We start from the raw sequence: 16,588 nt of genomic DNA, 5'->3' as shown, positions 1-16,588 counted from the left end.
CTAGGGGGCCACCAGCGAGCGCGACAGGGCGTCGAAGATGAAGGCGCCGGGCAGGCGCAGTTCAGGGGGCGCCTCCAGCTGGCGGGTGTAGAGCTCGGCCAGGCGGATGTAGCGCAGGTGGCGCATCGGGTCGGCCTGGACCTCGGAAATGTCGATGATCTGGATATTGGCACGGCGCGCCGCCTGGGCCACCAGGGGCGAGTTGGCGGGCAGGGCGCCGAGGCGCGGGCGCCCGCCCGCGATGCGCGAGGACAGCGCCAGGGCCCGGTCGTCGGGCGAGGAGAGGATCACCATCGGGGCGGGCAGCGGCCCCACCTCTTGCATCAGGCGGATGAAGGCGAAGACGTCGATATCGGGGGCGGCCAGCACCACGTCGAGCCGCGCCAGCACATCCTCGCGCCCCGACAGTTTCAGCGTCCGCAGGCTTTCCATCGTCAGGAAGGCCCCCATGGAGTGGCCAAAGACCAGCAGGCGGCGGTGGCCCGCAGTCAGGTCGGTGATCAGCGAGGTCAGCTCGCCGCGCGAGAAGAGCGCGGCCTGGCGGTCGCCCTCGTATTCCAGCGGCTTGCCGGTCGAGGGCCAGGAGAAGAGCACGGGCGCCACGCCCGCGTCGGCCTCGACCGCGATCTGGGCCAGGCGGAACAGCGCCTCCTGGTAGCTGGTGTTGTAGCCGTGGATGTAAAGGCCCGCCTCGCCCTCGGGGCCGCCACGCCCCCCCCGGGTGGCGGCGAGGAAGGCGGCACGGGTCAGAACGCCGCTGTCCAGCACCACATAGCTGCGCGCCGGGTCGGGGCTGGGCCCTTCAGGATAGGCGATCTGTTCGCCGGGTGCCTCGGGCGGCACCGAGATGTCGTAATAGCGATAGGTGGTGGCGAAGGCGGGCAGGTTTTCATAGCCGGTGACGGCGGCGCGGTTGCTGGCGGCATAGACGCGGATCATCCGGGGCGCGGTGGCGGCGGCCTCGGGGTGGGGGGCCAGCACCTCGGGGCCGGGGCGCGGGGCGCAGGCGGCCAGCAGGGCGAGGCTGATCAGCAGGGTCAGGCGGGCCAGAAGCGCCAGGAGGACGGGTCGGAACATCGCGCGGCCTTTCACGGCGGCGCCCGCAGATCCGGCGCCCGCCCCGGTCAGACCATCTTGCGCGGCGCGGGTCAACCGGGGCAGAGGGCACGGGCAGGGGGCAGGTGCATGGGCCAGAGGGGCCAGCCCGCTGTGCCAGCTCAGGGGGCCTGGTCGCCCATCTCTTCGCGCCAGTGGCGGCGGCAGAGCGAGACATAGGTTTCATTGCCGCCGATCTGGATCTGGGCGCCGTCGCGCAGGGCCTTGCCGTCGGCCCCGCGTCGCACCACCATGGTGGCCTTCTTGCCGCAATGGCAGATGGTGCGCACCTCGCGCATCTCGTCGGCCAGGGCCAGCAGGGCGGCCGAGCCGGGGAAAAGCTCGCCCCGGAAATCCACGCGCAGGCCATAGCACATGATCGGCACCCGCAGATCGTCCACCACGCGGGCCAGCTGCCAGACCTGGTCACGGGTCAGGAACTGCGCCTCGTCGATGAAGACGCAGGCAAATTCCCCGGCGGCGCGACGCGCCTCGATCTTGGCGAAGAGATCGTCGTCTGCATCGAAGGTGTCGGCCTCGGCGCCGATGCCGATGCGCGAGCCGATCCGCCCTTCGCCCGCGCGATTGTCGAACCGCGCGGTCAGCAGATAGGTGTCCATGCCGCGTTCGCGGTAGTTGTGCGAGGCCTGCAACAGGATCGTCGATTTGCCCGCGTTCATGGTGGAGTAGTGGAAGTAAAGCTTGGCCATGGGGGTAGATAGGCCGGGCAGGGGGCGGGCGGCAAGATGGCTTGCCGGTTGTCGGGGGGCCTTTCTGGCCCGGCTTTGTCTGCGACCTTGGTCTTGAAAGCCGAGAAAAACCTTGCTGATGCCATATCGCGTCAGGATGCTTCGGGGTGGGACCAACCTTGGGGGATCAGATGCAAGTTAGATCGGGAACGGTGCGCCGGAAGGGCGGCGCGCAAATGAGTGGCCTCACGCCAAAACGTGTGTGCCGGGCGCGAGGCGGGAACACGCGGCGGGCGCTGGTTTTTGCTCTGGCCTGCGGGTTGGGGGTGACTGGCTGTACGGAGCATCACCTTCACGAGGCAGAGCGCGAAGCGCTGAAGAATAGCGCGATCAACGCGCCGCTTCCGTCTCTTACGAAGGCGAAGACCTTGTCCGAGGCCGCGACTTTGGCCGAGGAATTGTCGAACGCCTATGCTGACGCGGCGCGAAACGCGAGCCAGAGCCAGGATCTCTTTGCGGTAATAACCTTTGTCGCTGCGGCATCGACCGCAGCCGGTGCCGTGCAGGGAGTGTCCGACGAGGTGCTGGCAAACCGGGCGATCGTCGGAACCGGGGCGACGATCGGCGCGACCAGGATGACCCCGAAGGCGGGCATCCAGGAAGTCTACAAGGGAGCGCGCAAGCTGAACTGTATCAGCCTTGCGGCGCGCCTTCAGGGCAGGCCGTCCGGGGATGAGACTCCCTACCCCGAGATCACCGTCGCGGCGATCCGGCACGTGATGCTGTCGACCCATGGCGCATTGGCGCGGGATCCTGCGAGTTTCGACACGATGTTCGGGAATTTCGCTGACGCTATCAAGGCCAGTCGCGAGGAACTCGTCAACCATCAGGACGTAGGTGCCTACGTCGCTTTGATCGAGAAGTGCCTGAGCGATACCGCCACCTTGCCCAAGACTTGATGCGACCCGGGCGGCGGCGAGGCGGACCGTGCCAGTTAGGCAACCGCCGGTAACGGGCTGTGGTGTGTCCTTTGCCAGTCAACCGTCCCGCGGACCGTTCGGGCAAGCCTTGGCAACGACAAGGCGACGTGCCGCGAAAGGCGCACAAAGGAAAACCCCCGCCGGATCTCTCGGGCGGGGGCAGATGTCGTCGGGCGGCGCAATCCACCAGCGCGGGCGCGCCTCAGATCAGCGGCACCAGGGGCACGCCGCAGCCTGCAAGGGCCAGCAGCGCGGTGGCGCAGGCCAGGGGCAGCAGCGCCCGGATCACGCCTGAAGCGCCGTGACCTGGATTTCGCCCTCGATCCGCGACTTCATCGCCTTCGCGGCCGCCTTGGCCCCGGCGGCGGTGGTGAAGTAGGGGATCTTGTCATACAGCGCGACCGAGCGGATCTCGCGGCTGTCGGCCACCGATTGCGCGCCCTCGGTGGTGTTCAGCACCAGCCCGATGGCCCCGTCCTTCAGCAGGTCGACGATGTTCGGCCGGCCCTCGTAGACCTTGTTCACCGTCTCGACCGCCAGGCCCGCGGCCGCCAGCCAGTCGGCGGTGCCACGGGTGGCCACCAGACCGAAGCCCAGCTCGACCAGGATCTGCGCGGCCTCCAGCATGTCCGGGATCTTGTCCGCGTCGCGGATCGAGATGAAGACGCGGCCCTCGGTCGGCAGATGCGTCCCGGCGCCCAGCTGGGCCTTCAGGAAGGCGCGGGGGAAGGTGGTGTCATAGCCCATCACCTCGCCGGTCGAGCGCATTTCCGGCCCGAGCAGGGTATCGACGCCGGGGAAACGGGCGAAGGGCAGCACGGCCTCTTTCACCGCGAAGCCCTCGATCTGCGGATCGACCAGGTCGAAGCTGGCCAGCTTTTCGCCCGCCATGACGCGCGCGGCGATCGAGGCAATGGGCGAGTTCACCGCCTTGGCCACGAAGGGCACGGTGCGCGAGGCGCGGGGGTTCACCTCGATCAGGTAGATGACCTCTTTGCCCTCTTCGGTCTTCACGGCGAATTGCACGTTCATCAGGCCGACCACGCCCAGTTCCAGGGCCAGGGCCCGCGACTGGCGCTTCAGCTCGGCCATGACCTCTGCCGACAGCGAGTAGGGGGGCAGCGAACAGGCGCTGTCGCCCGAGTGCACGCCCGCCTCTTCGATATGCTGCATGATGCCTGCCACATGGACGTCTTCGCCGTCGCAGAGCGCGTCCACGTCGATCTCGGTCGCGCCCGACAGGTAGCTGTCCAGCAGCACGGGGCTATCACCCGAGACCACCACGGCGTCTCGGATGTAGCGTTTCAGCCCCTCCATGTCGCGGACGATCTCCATCGCGCGGCCGCCCAGCACGTAAGAGGGGCGGATGACCAGCGGGAAGCCGATGTCCTCGGCCAGGGCCAGGGCCTCTTCGTCGGAATGGGCGATGGCGTTCTTCGGCTGCTTCAGGCCCAGGCGGTTGACCAGATCCTGGAACCGCTCGCGGTCTTCGGCCAGGTCGATGGCGTCCGGCGTGGTGCCCAGGATCGGGATCCCGGCCTCTTCCAGCGCATTGGCCAGTTTCAGGGGGGTCTGGCCGCCGAACTGCACGATCACGCCATGTAGGGTGCCGTTCGATTGCTCGACGCGCAGGATTTCCATCACATGCTCGAAGGTCAGCGGCTCGAAATACAGCCGGTCCGAGGTGTCGTAGTCGGTCGACACGGTCTCGGGGTTGCAGTTGACCATGACGGTTTCATAGCCCGCCTCGGTCAGGCTGAAACAGGCGTGGCAGCAGCAGTAGTCGAACTCGATCCCCTGGCCGATCCGGTTCGGACCGCCGCCCAGGATGACCACTTTCTTGCGGTCAGAGGGGCGCGCCTCGCATTCCACCTCGCCCATCATGGGCGCCTCGTAGGTCGAGTACATATAGGGGGTCTGGGCCTCGAACTCTGCCGCGCAGGTGTCGATCCGCTTGAACACCGCCGTGACGCCCAGGTTGTGGCGCGCGCGGCGCACCTGGTCTTCGTCGCGGGCCGACAGCTTGGCCAGGCGGGCATCCGAGAAGCCCAGCATCTTGAGCTTGCGCAGCCCCTCTTCGGTGACCGGCAGGCCGTTCATCGTCACCTCGGCCTCGGCCTTCACGATCTCGCGGATGCGGGCCAGGAACCAGGGATCGAAGGCGGTAACGCCCTGGATCTCGTCATCCGACAACCCGTGGCGCATCGCCTGGGCGATGACGCGGATCCGGTCGGGGGTCTGTTTCGACAGGGCCTTGACGATGGCCGCCTTGTCGGGCGCGCCGCCCTCGGCGCCGGGGATCTCGATCTCGTCCAGGCCGGTCAGGCCGGTTTCCATCGAGGCCAGGGCCTTTTGCAGCGATTCGTGGAAGGTGCGGCCGATGGCCATGACCTCGCCCACCGATTTCATCGCGGTGGTCAGCAGCGGCTCGGAGCCGGGGAATTTCTCGAAGGCGAAGCGCGGGATCTTGGTCACGACATAGTCGATGGTGGGCTCGAAGCTGGCGGGCGTCACCTTGGTGATGTCGTTGTCCAGCTCGTCCAGGGTATAGCCCACGGCCAGCTTGGCGGCGATCTTGGCAATCGGGAAGCCGGTGGCCTTGGAGGCCAGCGCCGAAGAGCGAGAGACGCGCGGGTTCATCTCGATGACAACCATGCGGCCGTCCTCGGGGTTGATGGCCCATTGCACGTTCGAGCCGCCGGTTTCCACGCCGATCTCGCGCAGCACGGCGATCGAGGCCGAGCGCATCGCCTGGTATTCCTTGTCGGTCAGGGTCAGGGCCGGGGCGACGGTGATCGAATCGCCGGTGTGCACGCCCATCGGGTCCACGTTCTCGATGGAGCAGACGATGATGGCGTTGTCGGCGCGGTCGCGCACCACCTCCATCTCGTATTCCTTCCAGCCCAGAAGCGACTCGTCGACCAGGATCTGACCGACGGGCGAGGCCTCCATGCCGGAGCGGCAGTAGTATTCGTAATCGTCGCGGTTATAGGCCACGCCGCCGCCGGTGCCGCCCAGGGTGAAGGCGGGGCGGATGATGGCGGGCAGGCCGATATGTTCGAGCGCCTCCATGGCGTCCTTCATGCCGGCGGCGATGTCGCGCTTGCCGTTCTCCAGCTTCGGCGAGGTGACGATGGTGGCCTTGGGGTTTTCCAGGCCGATGCGGTCCATCGCGTCGCGGAACAGCTTGCGATCTTCGGCCATTTCAATGGCATCGCGGTTGGCGCCGATCAGTTCGACGTTGAATTTCTCCAGCACGCCCTGGTCGTCCAGCGCCAGCGCGGTGTTCAGCCCTGTCTGCCCGCCCATGGTCGGCAGCAGCGCGTCGGGGCGTTCCTTCTCGATGATCTTGGCCACCACTTCGGGGGTGATCGGCTCGATATAGGTCGCGTCGGCCATGTTGGGGTCGGTCATGATCGTGGCCGGGTTCGAGTTCACCAGGATCACCCGGTACCCCTCTTCGCGCAGCGCCTTGCAGGCCTGGGCGCCCGAGTAGTCGAACTCGCAGGCCTGACCAATGATGATGGGCCCCGCGCCGATGATCATGATGGAGTTGATATCGGTTCTTTTCGGCATGGGAGGGACCTCGTGACAGCGGACAGGGAAGGGCGATCAGCCCCGCGCAAAATTGTCTGCGTTATAGTCAGCGCGCGTTGGGGTTCAACCCCTCTTCGCCATGGGCGGTGCGCCCGGGTGGCGCAAAGGGTGCTTCGCGGTGATCCGGGGGCGCGGCTGGCCCGCCTCGGCCCGGTCAGGCCTCCTCGGAGCGGGGTGGGGGGCGGCAGATGCAAAACACCCGGACCTGTGGGCCCGGGTGTCGTGGTCTGTTGTCGATGCGGCCCCTGTGGGCCGGGGCTTATTCCTGCGGGATGACCCGCAGGTTCAGCTCCATCAGCTGCTCGGGCAGCGGTTCCGAGGGGGCGTCCATCATCAGGTCCTCGGCGCGCTGGTTCATCGGGAAGAGGATGACCTCGCGGATGTTGCTTTCCTCGGCCAGCAGCATGACGATGCGGTCGATGCCCGCCGCGCAGCCGCCGTGGGGCGGTGCGCCGTACTGGAAGGCGTTGACCATGCCGCCGAAGCGTTTCAGCACCTCTTCCTTGCCGTAGCCCGCGATCTCGAAGGCCTTGAACATGATCTCGGGCTTGTGGTTCCGGATCGCGCCCGAAACCAGCTCGTAGCCGTTGCAGGCCAGGTCATACTGGAAGCCCTTGACCGCCAGCGGGTCGCCCTCCAGCGCCTCCATGCCGCCCTGGGGCATCGAGAAGGGGTTGTGTTCGAAGTCCAGCTTGCCGGTTTCCTCGTCCTTTTCGTAGATCGGGAAATCGACGATCCAGGCGAAGGCGAAGCGGTTCTGGTCGGTCAGGCCCAGTTCCTCGCCAATGACGTTGCGCGCCCGGCCCGCGACGGCCTCGAAGGACTTCGGCTTGCCCCCCAGGAAGAAGGCCGCATCGCCGACGCCCAGACCCAGTTGCTGGCGGATCGCCTCGGTGCGCTCGGGGCCGATGTTCTTGGCCAGGGGGCCTGCGGCCTCCATTTCGCCGTCCTTGTCGCGCCAGAAGATATAGCCCATGCCGGGCAGACCTTCCTTCTGGGCGAAGGCGTTCATGCGGTCGCAGAACTTGCGGCTGCCGCCCGTCGGCGCGGGGATGGCGCGGATCTCGGTGCCTTCCTGCTCCAGCAGCTTGGCGAAGATCGCAAAGCCGGAGCCGGCGAAATGCTCGGAGACCACCTGCATCTCGATCGGGTTGCGCAGGTCGGGTTTGTCGCTGCCGTATTTCAGCGCCGCATCGGCATAGCTGATCTGCGGCCAGCTTTCGGGCGCATCGACTTTCTTGCCGCCGCCGAATTCCTCGAAGATCCCCGCCAGCACCGGCGAGATCGTGTCGAAGACGTCCTGCTGGGTGACGAAGCTCATCTCCATGTCCAGCTGGTAGAAGTCGGTGGGCGAACGGTCGGCGCGCGGGTCCTCGTCGCGGAAGCAGGGCGCGATCTGGAAATACTTGTCGAAGCCCGAGACCATCAGCAGCTGCTTGAACTGCTGCGGGGCCTGGGGCAGGGCGTAGAACTTGCCCGGGTGCAGACGGGACGGCACCAGGAAGTCGCGCGCGCCCTCGGGCGAGGAGGCGGTGATGATCGGCGTCTGGTATTCGCGGAAGCCCTTGTCCCACATGCGGCGGCGCATCGCGGCCACCACGTCAGAGCGCAGGGTCATGTTGCGCTGCATCGCCTCGCGGCGCAGGTCCAGGTAGCGATAGCGCAGGCGGGTTTCCTCGGGGTATTCCTGATCGCCGAAGACCATCAGCGGCAGTTCCTTCGCGGCGCCCAGCACCTCGATGTCACGCACGAAAACCTCGATCTCGCCCGTGGGCAGCTTGGGGTTCACCAGGCCTTCGTCGCGGGCCTTCACCTCGCCGTCGATGCGGATACACCATTCGGAGCGGACCTTCTCGACCTCGGCAAAGGCCGCGCTGTCGGGGTCGCAGAGCACCTGGGTGGTGCCGTAGTGGTCGCGCAGGTCGATGAAGAGGATGCCGCCGTGATCGCGCACCCGGTGCACCCAGCCGGACAGGCGAACGGTATCGCCCACATTGGCCTTGGTCAGGTCGGCGCAGGTGTGGCTGCGGTAGGAATGCATCTCGTGTCCTCTTCGTCTTTTCGGGCGGTGTCCGGACCGTCAGGACCCGGAGATAAGGCTTGCGCCGGTTCACACCGAAGCGCCCGGAAAGTCAAGGGAGACAGAGGAAAGCGCCTCGACAGGCTCCGATAGTCGTAAAAGCTTTTGCTTCGCGGGTGGAGGTTCATCTAGCTTGAGTTCCACAATTTGCCGCTGGGTCTTCGAGATGCGTTTTCTCTATTATCTTATGCTGATCGCATTCACGGCTGGCCTTCTGTTGCCTCGCTCAGCAAGGGCAGCCGAGATAGAATTTATTGGCCCCTACGTCGGACCACATGATTATGCGGCTTCTAACGCGATCTTTGAGACTCTTCAAAACCCGGTAGATCTTGCTTGCCGGTATAAACTGTCGGGTCCAATCGAGCCCGGCGACCTGGAACGTCTTCAACACGCTCTGGAGTCTGGTTCGACCGGAGCCCCAGCTATCCTGTGCCTTGACAGCAAGGGTGGCTCCTTTGCCGAGGCCGTTCGTATTGCGGAGTACATAGACCGCCGTTTCGTCACCATGGTCGACAAGGATCAATCCTGTCTCTCGGCCTGCGCGATCATCTTCATGAGTGGCGGATACTCTGATGTCGGTAAGCAAGCGTACCGAATTCTTCGTCCGGGTGCACAGCTTGGTTTCCACGCGCCGTCGATCACCTTGCCTGACACGACCTACTCAAAAGAGACTGCTGAACAGGTTTACGGCACTGCCTTGGCGGATCTGACAAGGGCGCTGCGTGGTTTTGCGACCGTGAAGCCGGGCGATCAGTCGCGTGAACCCATTCTTCCGGTGTCCCTGCTGATCGAGATGCTGCTGACGCCCCCTGACAAGATGATGATGGTCGAAACGGTCAATCAGGTCGCACGGTGGGAAATCGAACTGGCCATCCAGAGACCCGAAATCGACCCAAGCCAAGGGTTGTTCTTGCTTTGCTACAATGCCGTTCATTGGGCCGTTGGCGAAGACGCACCTGCCTATACCGTCGAAGCGCTTCAGGAATTTGTCCCAAAGAACACTGGTGGCAGCTGGCATCTTCAACTCTACCCCGAGGGAGACACGACCGAGGACTGCTATCCTGTTCCAGAGAAGAACTCCGGGGTTAGATACGATAGCGGCTTCACGAACAGATGGAACCGAAGGTACACTTCGCGCAGCCATTACATGCTTCTGCCCGGCCCCACACGACTGGATAGCCTGAAATGATTTCTCGGTCCGCTTTGTTTTCCTCAGGCCTTTCTGTCCTGATCGGCACTTCGGCGACGGCTCAGCATACCCCCGACACGTACTGGTACATCAGGTCCGAATGGGCCCAGTGCCTGATCGAAAACCTCGATGCGCTCCGCGCGGCGCCCAGCGACCCGGTTGTAATCGTCCTGAGCCGCTGCCCAGACGTAAGCACCAACCTTTCCGACTTGGTGACCAACAGCGGCGAAGAGATGAATGAGAAGGCCGTATTTAGAGGGCGCTATGTGACCCCTTCCCCTGCTGTCGTGTTCAGCAAGCAGGAGCTGAACTGCCTTGCCGCCGATCGGATCGAGCAGGATGCCGACTGGTCCGGCCTTCCGAAGAGGCCCTGCGAATGATGCGGGCGGAACGGATTTTCCGGATTGTCGAAGCAACCGGAATTTTCGTGGGCATCCTTGCGCTTGCACTTGGTGCTGCCGAGTATCGCAGAAACAGTGCGCGTGATCGTCAAGAAGCCAGCCTGCAATACATTCTTCAGTTCCAGACAGATCCGGTTCGGCAAAGCTACAACCGGGTCAGCTCCAGCTGGTTCGACTATGACCTAGCCCAGATTTTCGCCCTCCCGAACAGAGAAGAGGTGACGGCGGCCTTGTCCGACCGGATCGTTCATGCAGAGGGGGGAAAAGAGTTCATTTCTAGTTTCACCAACCTGGTTGGCTTCCTTGATGCGGCTGCTGCCTGCGCGAAGGCCAGTGTTTGCGATAGTCTGCTGCTTTCGCAAGAGTTTGCTGGTCCCTCTCATACGCTGATGTGCCTGCATGGATCCCTCATAGAGACCATACAGAGACAACAGGATCGCTTGGCTTTTGGAGCAGGGCTTAGATTTTTCGCAGCGACTTCTGATTGTCGATCTACGGCTCCGTAAAGGGAGCGCCCAGGGGACAGGTAGAAGTGTACGAAGGGTACCGGCGCAGGGGGCTGTGACGGAGGGCGTCAGGAAAAGGGCGACGAGGAAGCAAGGGGCCGGGCGGGGGCGCCTGTCCTGCCCTTGGGGAAGCGTGAGGGCCCGCCCCTTGGGCCCGACGCCCGTTTCCGTGCCGCGCCGCCACCGTGTTTCGCGCAAAAGCTGCGCCGCCGAAGGGGGGCGCGGGTCAAGCAGGCTTGGTGCGCCCGTTAACCAATCATTTGTGCTTTCATACACATTGCATACGCATTCATGCGATTTACATCTTTTATTAACTCCTGCCATGCTGGCAGCGCGACCGGTCCGGCCCCTGGCCCCGCTTGCAGCCCGCACCCTGCCCGGGGGGCGCGTGTCTGACGTGACCGCCCCGCCGCGACCGCATCACGACATGAGGACCCTTTCGAGGGAGAGAACGCTATGTGGGATTCAATACTGATTTCATTCCTGGATCGGGCCATCCGCAAGGGACGGCTGGAGGTCACCTTTGCCGACGGCACGCGCAAAAGCTTTGGCGGCGGCGCGGGCCCCGAGGTGGCGGTGGTGCTGAAAGACCCGGATCTGCCGCGCAAGATGATCTCCGATATCGAGCTGGCCTTCTGCGAGGCCTATATGGATGGCCGACTGGAGCTGGTGGACGAAGATATCTACGGCATCATCACCCTGGCGATGATCAACCTGCGCAGCGAGGGGGCGGTGCGCGGGCGGCTGCACAAGGCGGTGTCCAGCGGGCGGCGCCTGCTGCGGCGGATCGCCCAGTTCAACCCGGTGGGCAAGGCGCAGGAAAACGTGGCGCATCACTACGACCTGTCGGGCGAGCTATACGATCTCTTCCTGGATGAGGACCGGCAGTATTCCTGCGCCTATTTCGCCCGCCCCGACATGACCCTGGAAGAGGCGCAGGCGGCCAAGAAGCACCATATCGCGGGCAAGCTGCTGTTGCAGCCGGGGATGCGGGTGCTGGACATCGGCTGTGGCTGGGGCGGGATGGCCCTGACCCTGGCGCGCGACTACGGCGTCAACGTGGTGGGCGTCACCCTGTCGAAGGAACAGCACGCCATCGCGGTGCAACGGGCCAAGGAGGCCGGGCTGGAGGGCCAGGTCGAGTTCCGCCTTCAGGATTATCGCCACGTGGACGAGACCTTCGACCGGATCGTCTCGGTTGGCATGTTCGAACATGTGGGCGTGCCCCATTACCGCGAGTATTTCCATCATGTGAAACAGCTGCTGGCGCCCCAGGGCGTGGCGCTGATCCATACCATCGGGCGCAGCGATCCGCCCACGGTGACGGCGGCCTTCATCTCCAAGTACATCTTCCCCGGCGGCTATGTACCCGCCCTGTCCGAGATGGCGGCGGCGATCGAGAAAGAACACCTGGTGACCTGCGACGTCGAGGTCTGGCGCCTGCATTACGCCGAGACGCTGAAACACTGGTACGACCGCTTCATGCAGAACGCCGACAAGGCGCGCGAGCTTTATGACGACGCCTTCGTGCGCATGTGGCGCCTTTACCTGATCGCCTGCGAGCTGACCTTCCGCATGAATGACCAGGTGGTGTTCCAGGTCCAGCTGGCCCGCGACCAGGAAGCGGTGCCGCTGACCCGCGACTATCTCTATCGCGGCGATGCCCGGACCGAGCGCAGCGCCGCCGAGTGATCGCCGGGCGCCGGGCGCGCCGCCGGATGCCCAAGGGACAGGCCCGCCCGTCCCGGGGCCGCGGCACGGGCGGCGCGGGCCATTGACCTTCGGGGCGGATCGGGGCGACACCGGGGCGACGCTGTGACAGAAGGACCCCCGCCATGCGCCTTTCCGACTTCAAGATCCTGACCTTCGATGTCTACGGAACGCTGATCGACTGGGAAAGCGGCATGGTCGCCGGGCTGAAGCCGCTGACCGACCGCCTGGCCACCCCCCTGGGCCGCGACCGCATCCTGGAGGCCCACGCCTTCCACGAAAGCACCCAGCAACGCTGGACCCCGGCGATGCCCTATACCCGGCTGCTGGCCACGGTCTATCGCCGCCTGGCCGAGGAATGGCAGATCCCCGTCACCTGGGAAGAGTGCCTGACCTATGGCCAGAGCGTCGAACACTGGCCCGCCTTCCCCGACAGCGCCGCGGCGCTGGCCTATCTGCAGCAGCATTTCAAGCTCTGCGTGCTGTCCAATGTCGACGCGGCCTCGTTCAAGTTCTCCAACGCCAAGCTGGGTGTGACCTTCGACCATGTCTTCACCGCCGAGGACGTGGGCAGCTACAAACCCGCCGACCGCAATTTCGAGTATATGCTGGAACATCTGGCGCGCGTCGGACTGGGCAAGGCCGACATCCTGCACACCGCCGAGTCGATGTTCCACGACCACCAGCCCGCCAATCGCCACGGGTTGACCAACGCCTGGATTTACCGCCGCCACGCCCAGGAGGGCTTTGGCGCCACGATGAACCCCGGTGACATGCCGCAGTATGATTTCCGCTTCAACTCCATGGCCGAGATGGTCGAGGCGCATAAGGCCGAGCTGGCGGGGTAGGGGGCGCGGGGGCGCCTCGGTGCAGGCTGTCAGCGGCCTGCGCGCCCAAGCCTGCCAAGGCGCGGAACGGGGCACCCGCCGTGTCTGGCCGCCCGAGAAGGCAGGCGGAACTGCCCGTGAAAGCTTGAAAGATACCCATCCGCATGTTTGTCTCGAAGAAAAGACGAAACCGGGGGAGGTCGCCAGAATGCCAGTAGCCGTCATCGTGGATTGGTATGGACCTTACACCAGCAAGGACGAGTTGCGCCTTGCCATGAAGGAATGGCCCGAGGGTACGCGCTGCCTCTACATGGGCTTGGGCAAGGGGAACACCCTGAACTACGTGGGGCTGACGGGGCGCCCGCAGACGCGTATGAACAATCACGAGAAAATGGCCCATCCCGACAACACGAAATTCTTCTGCGGGGAGATCGTGACCCGGGGCATCGGTGGTCGACGCGGGACGAAATGCCATACCGACCTTCGGGTCGCGGAACAGGCGCTGATTTCCTATTTCCAGCCCAGGTTCAACCAATCGCTCAGCAACAGCGTTCCCGAGGACTGCGTGGTCATCTACTCGCGGTTCTTCGATGGGGAAGATGGCGAAACACCGGTGAACCCGTTGCCCAAGTTTCCCCATGTCATCGCCTATAACAGCTGGTCTGGGGAATGGGGCTGATCCCGGCCCGCCCGAGACCCTGATCGCCCGCCCCCCTTCCCATCCCGCCCCACCCCCGCTACCCTTCCCGGATCCCGCAATAGGAGGGCCCCATGGCCGGTGGTTGGGCGCGCGACGGCGCGGTAAGCGAACAGATCGAAGCTTCGATCAGCGATGAGCTGAAACGGATGCAGGCCCGCAAGGGGCCGCAGGGCGAAAGCCTGACCCATTGCGCCGAATGCGAGGAACCCATCCCCGAAAAACGCCGCCAGGCGATCCCGGGGGTGAAACTGTGCATCGATTGCCAGATGGAACGCGACGGTCGCCCCGAGCGGCGCGGCGGCATCAACCGGCGCGGCTCGAAGGACAGCCAGCTGAAGTAGCCGCCCCGTTGGCGGAGGTCTCAGCCGGGGCTTGCCCGCGCTGCCCCCCCCCCTCTTCTCATTGCCAAAAATATCCCCGCTAGGGAGGCATCGCACGGGCACGGGCGATAGACCCCGCCTATTCCCCTCGGGCCGCCAGGAACCGCGCCAGCCCGCGCGGATCGTCGGTATTGATCAGGTCCACCCCTTCGTCCAGCAGCCGGGTCCACAGCCGGTCGCGGGCCGGGCCGCGCAGGTCGGGGGTGGCGTAGAACCGCAGCACGCGCCCCTGGGCATGGGCAGCGGCGATCAGGGCGCGCAGCTGCGCCAGCTCGGCCTCGGGCATGGGGCCGTCCCCGTCCCAGCGGAAATGGTTGCGCCACTTCTCGCTGGCCATGGGCGCGAGGGTAGGCGACAGGCCCTCGGGCAGGGCGACGGCGGTGTCGATGGCGGCCCGGCGGGGGGCCTCGGCGGCGATCAGGGCCTGGGGTTCGTTGCCGGTGATCACCGGCAGGATCGCCCCGGGCTGGGCCACGCCCTCCTGCCACCAGATCATCATGTCTTGATACTCGGCCAGAACCCGGCTCAGCGCTGCATAGGTGGCGGGGCCCTCGGATTTCAGGTCGATCAGCAGGATCAGCGGGCGGTCCTGCCCGGCATAGACCCAGCCGCCATTGGCCGCCACCCGGTCCCGCAGCGGGTCGAGGTAGAGGCTTTGCAGGGTGCGCCCCGGCGTGATCTCGGGCGCGGTATGGGCCACCATCAACGCGCCGTCGCGCAGCCACAGATCCACCTCGACCGAGGCGAACTGCCCCTCCAGCGCCAGATCCAGCGGCTGGACCTGCCGGTAGTCGTTATGGGAATGCGCCGCGCCGATCAGCGGCAGGGGCAGGGGCTGAGCCAGAGCCGTCAGGGGCAGGGCCAGAAGGGCGGACAAGAGGGCGGGGAAAAGGCGCATCGGGGGTCCTTTCGGGGGGTATTGCAATCCTGTGCAACCCTATGCCCGTCCGATGTAACAGTGCCGCGACCGGGGCGGTTTGTCCGCTGCCCAAGGGGCGCAGGGCGTGCTAGGCTGCGCCCTGTCTCAACCGGGATCCTGCCCATGGCCTATGACCCCCACCTTGCCGAGATCCGCTTTGGCACCGGCCTGTCGCCGCGCCAGGATCCGGCCCCTTCTGCGGCGCGGATGCTGGCCCGTCTGTCCGGTCCCGACCTGGCCGCCCAGGCCTTCCCGATCGAGGACTGGCCCGGGTTCCAGACCCGGTTGCGCGAGGCGGCGGAGCTGACCGAGATCCGCAAGGCCGCCCGCACGGACGAGGCCCTGCGCGCGGCGAAGAAAGAGCAGAACCTGCACAACAAGGCGGCGCGCAAGGCTCGCGCCGACTGGGTCTTGCAGATGTTCCTGCGCCGGGCGCAGACCCCCGACGGGCTGCGCGAGCGGCTGACCGCCTTCTGGGCCGACCATTTCACCGTGCGCGGCAAGTTCGGCATCCCGCGCCGCGGTGTCGCCCCCTTCGCCGAAAACGCCATCCGCCCGCATCTGGCCGGGCGCTTTGCCGATATGCTGATCGCCGCCACCACCGCGCCGATGATGCTGCACTACCTCGACCAGGCCAGTTCCATCGGCCCCAATGCGCCCGAGGTGAAACGCCGGGGCGGCCGTGCCGGGCTGAACGAGAACCTGGCCCGCGAGGTGATGGAGCTGCACACCCTGGGCGTCGATGGCCCCTATACCCAGGACGACGTGCGCCAGCTGGCGGAGCTGCTGACCGGGCTCAGCTTCACCTTCGAGGGCGGTTTCGTCTTCCAGCCCCGCTATGCGGAACCGGGGCCGGAAACCGTGCTGGGCCAGAGCTATGGCGGGGCCGAGCCGCCGCAACTGGCCGAGGTCACTGCCGCGCTGGAGGATCTGGCCCGCCACCCCGCCACCGCCCGCCATCTGGCGCGCAAGCTGGCGGTGCATTTCGTTGCCGACGACCCGCCCGAGGCGCTGGTGGCCGACATGGCCGCCCGCTACGCCGAGACCGAGGGCCAGTTGGCCGAGGTCTATGCGGTGCTGCTGGACCACCCGGCGGCCTGGGCCAATCCGCTGGCGGGCAATGTGAAACAGCCCGTCGATTTCATCGGCTCGGTCCTGCGGGCGCTGGATGTGGGGGCCGCGCAGATGCCCCTTGGCAATGAAAAGGGGTTCAACATCGGCTTTGCTGCGCCCCTGGCGCAGATGGGGCAGCCCTGGGAACAGCCCAACGGGCCCGATGGCTGGCCCGAGGGCGACGGCGCCTGGATCACCCCGCAACGCTACGCCGCGCGGCTGCAATGGCTGACCTCGGCGCCGCTTTTGCTGCTGGACGAGGTGCCGGACCCGCGCGAGGTGCTGCAAACCGCCCTGGGCCCCCTGGCGCCCGAGGGGCTGCGTTTTGCCGTCGCCGCCGCCCAGACCCGCATCGAGGGCCTGTCGCTGGCCTTCGCCGCCCCCGCTTTCCAAAGGATGTGA

Annotated in this window: 14 protein-coding genes; 9 read left to right on the top strand and 5 right to left on the bottom strand. The window is 65.8% G+C overall.

Features of this window, described 5'->3' with window-relative positions; genetic code table 11:
* A complete protein-coding gene (locus tag ACRARE_RS01740; protein ID WP_432654683.1) occupies window positions 1-1,077 on the bottom strand; it encodes an alpha/beta hydrolase in 1,077 nt (358 codons plus the stop codon).
* A gap of 140 nt (window positions 1,078-1,217) precedes the next feature.
* The gene (locus tag ACRARE_RS01735) at window positions 1,218-1,805 is read right to left on the bottom strand and encodes a thymidine kinase (protein ID WP_432654682.1); all 588 of its coding nucleotides are present in this window, start codon (window positions 1,803-1,805) and stop codon (window positions 1,218-1,220) included.
* A 215-nt stretch (window positions 1,806-2,020) separates the two neighbouring features.
* On the opposite strand from ACRARE_RS01735, the gene ACRARE_RS01730 reads away from it, so the two are divergent.
* Complete coding sequence (locus ACRARE_RS01730) at window positions 2,021-2,743, top strand: hypothetical protein (protein WP_432654681.1); 723 nt, start codon at window positions 2,021-2,023, stop codon at window positions 2,741-2,743.
* A gap of 306 nt (window positions 2,744-3,049) precedes the next feature.
* Here ACRARE_RS01730 and carB read toward each other — a convergent pair whose 3' ends face one another.
* Both carB and aspS read right to left on the bottom strand, forming a co-directional pair.
* On the bottom strand, window positions 3,050-6,340 hold the full coding sequence (carB, locus tag ACRARE_RS01725) for a carbamoyl-phosphate synthase large subunit (RefSeq protein WP_432654680.1): 3,291 nt from the start codon (window positions 6,338-6,340) through the stop codon (window positions 3,050-3,052).
* 280 nt (window positions 6,341-6,620) lie between these two features.
* Window positions 6,621-8,402: an aspartate--tRNA ligase gene (gene aspS / locus ACRARE_RS01720; protein ID WP_432654679.1), complete on the bottom strand. Its 1,782-nt coding sequence runs from the start codon at window positions 8,400-8,402 to the stop codon at window positions 6,621-6,623.
* A 205-nt stretch (window positions 8,403-8,607) separates the two neighbouring features.
* Here aspS and ACRARE_RS01715 point away from each other — a divergent pair, with 205 nt between their 5' ends.
* The 7 genes from ACRARE_RS01715 to ACRARE_RS01685 all read left to right on the top strand — a co-directional run bounded on the left by ACRARE_RS01715 (window position 8,608) and on the right by ACRARE_RS01685 (window position 14,115).
* Complete coding sequence (locus tag ACRARE_RS01715) at window positions 8,608-9,630, top strand: COG3904 family protein (protein ID WP_432654678.1); 1,023 nt, start codon at window positions 8,608-8,610, stop codon at window positions 9,628-9,630.
* The gene (locus tag ACRARE_RS01710; RefSeq protein ID WP_432654677.1) at window positions 9,627-10,010 is read left to right on the top strand and encodes a hypothetical protein; all 384 of its coding nucleotides are present in this window, start codon (window positions 9,627-9,629) and stop codon (window positions 10,008-10,010) included. The genes ACRARE_RS01715 and ACRARE_RS01710 overlap by 4 nt, the downstream gene beginning before the upstream one ends.
* Window positions 10,007-10,537 carry a hypothetical protein gene (locus ACRARE_RS01705; protein ID WP_432654676.1) on the top strand — a complete coding sequence of 177 codons (531 nt, stop codon included), beginning with the start codon at window positions 10,007-10,009 and terminating at the stop codon, window positions 10,535-10,537. Before ACRARE_RS01710 ends, ACRARE_RS01705 begins: the two co-directional genes overlap by 4 nt.
* A 456-nt stretch (window positions 10,538-10,993) precedes the next feature.
* On the top strand, window positions 10,994-12,229 hold the full coding sequence (locus ACRARE_RS01700; protein ID WP_432654675.1) for a class I SAM-dependent methyltransferase: 1,236 nt from the start codon (window positions 10,994-10,996) through the stop codon (window positions 12,227-12,229).
* A 143-nt stretch (window positions 12,230-12,372) separates the two neighbouring features.
* Window positions 12,373-13,095 carry a haloacid dehalogenase type II gene (locus ACRARE_RS01695; RefSeq protein ID WP_432654674.1) on the top strand — a complete coding sequence of 241 codons (723 nt, stop codon included), beginning with the start codon at window positions 12,373-12,375 and terminating at the stop codon, window positions 13,093-13,095.
* A gap of 19 nt (window positions 13,096-13,114) precedes the next feature.
* The gene (locus tag ACRARE_RS01690) at window positions 13,115-13,753 is read left to right on the top strand and encodes a hypothetical protein (protein ID WP_432654673.1); all 639 of its coding nucleotides are present in this window, start codon (window positions 13,115-13,117) and stop codon (window positions 13,751-13,753) included.
* Window positions 13,754-13,845: 92 nt separating this feature from the next.
* On the top strand, window positions 13,846-14,115 hold the full coding sequence (locus tag ACRARE_RS01685) for a DksA/TraR family C4-type zinc finger protein (protein WP_432654672.1): 270 nt from the start codon (window positions 13,846-13,848) through the stop codon (window positions 14,113-14,115).
* Window positions 14,116-14,233: 118 nt separating this feature from the next.
* Here ACRARE_RS01685 and ACRARE_RS01680 read toward each other — a convergent pair whose 3' ends face one another.
* Complete coding sequence (locus ACRARE_RS01680; protein ID WP_432654671.1) at window positions 14,234-15,052, bottom strand: PI-PLC domain-containing protein; 819 nt, start codon at window positions 15,050-15,052, stop codon at window positions 14,234-14,236.
* Window positions 15,053-15,196: 144 nt separating this feature from the next.
* Here ACRARE_RS01680 and ACRARE_RS01675 point away from each other — a divergent pair, with 144 nt between their 5' ends.
* Window positions 15,197-16,588: a DUF1800 domain-containing protein gene (locus ACRARE_RS01675; protein WP_432654670.1), complete on the top strand. Its 1,392-nt coding sequence runs from the start codon at window positions 15,197-15,199 to the stop codon at window positions 16,586-16,588.

This window comes from Pseudooceanicola aquaeponti (assembly GCF_050897975.1).
Classification (GTDB): domain Bacteria; phylum Pseudomonadota; class Alphaproteobacteria; order Rhodobacterales; family Rhodobacteraceae; genus Pseudooceanicola.
Note: the sequence above shows the minus strand (reverse complement) of the source record. Positions and strands in the feature narration are given on the sequence as shown.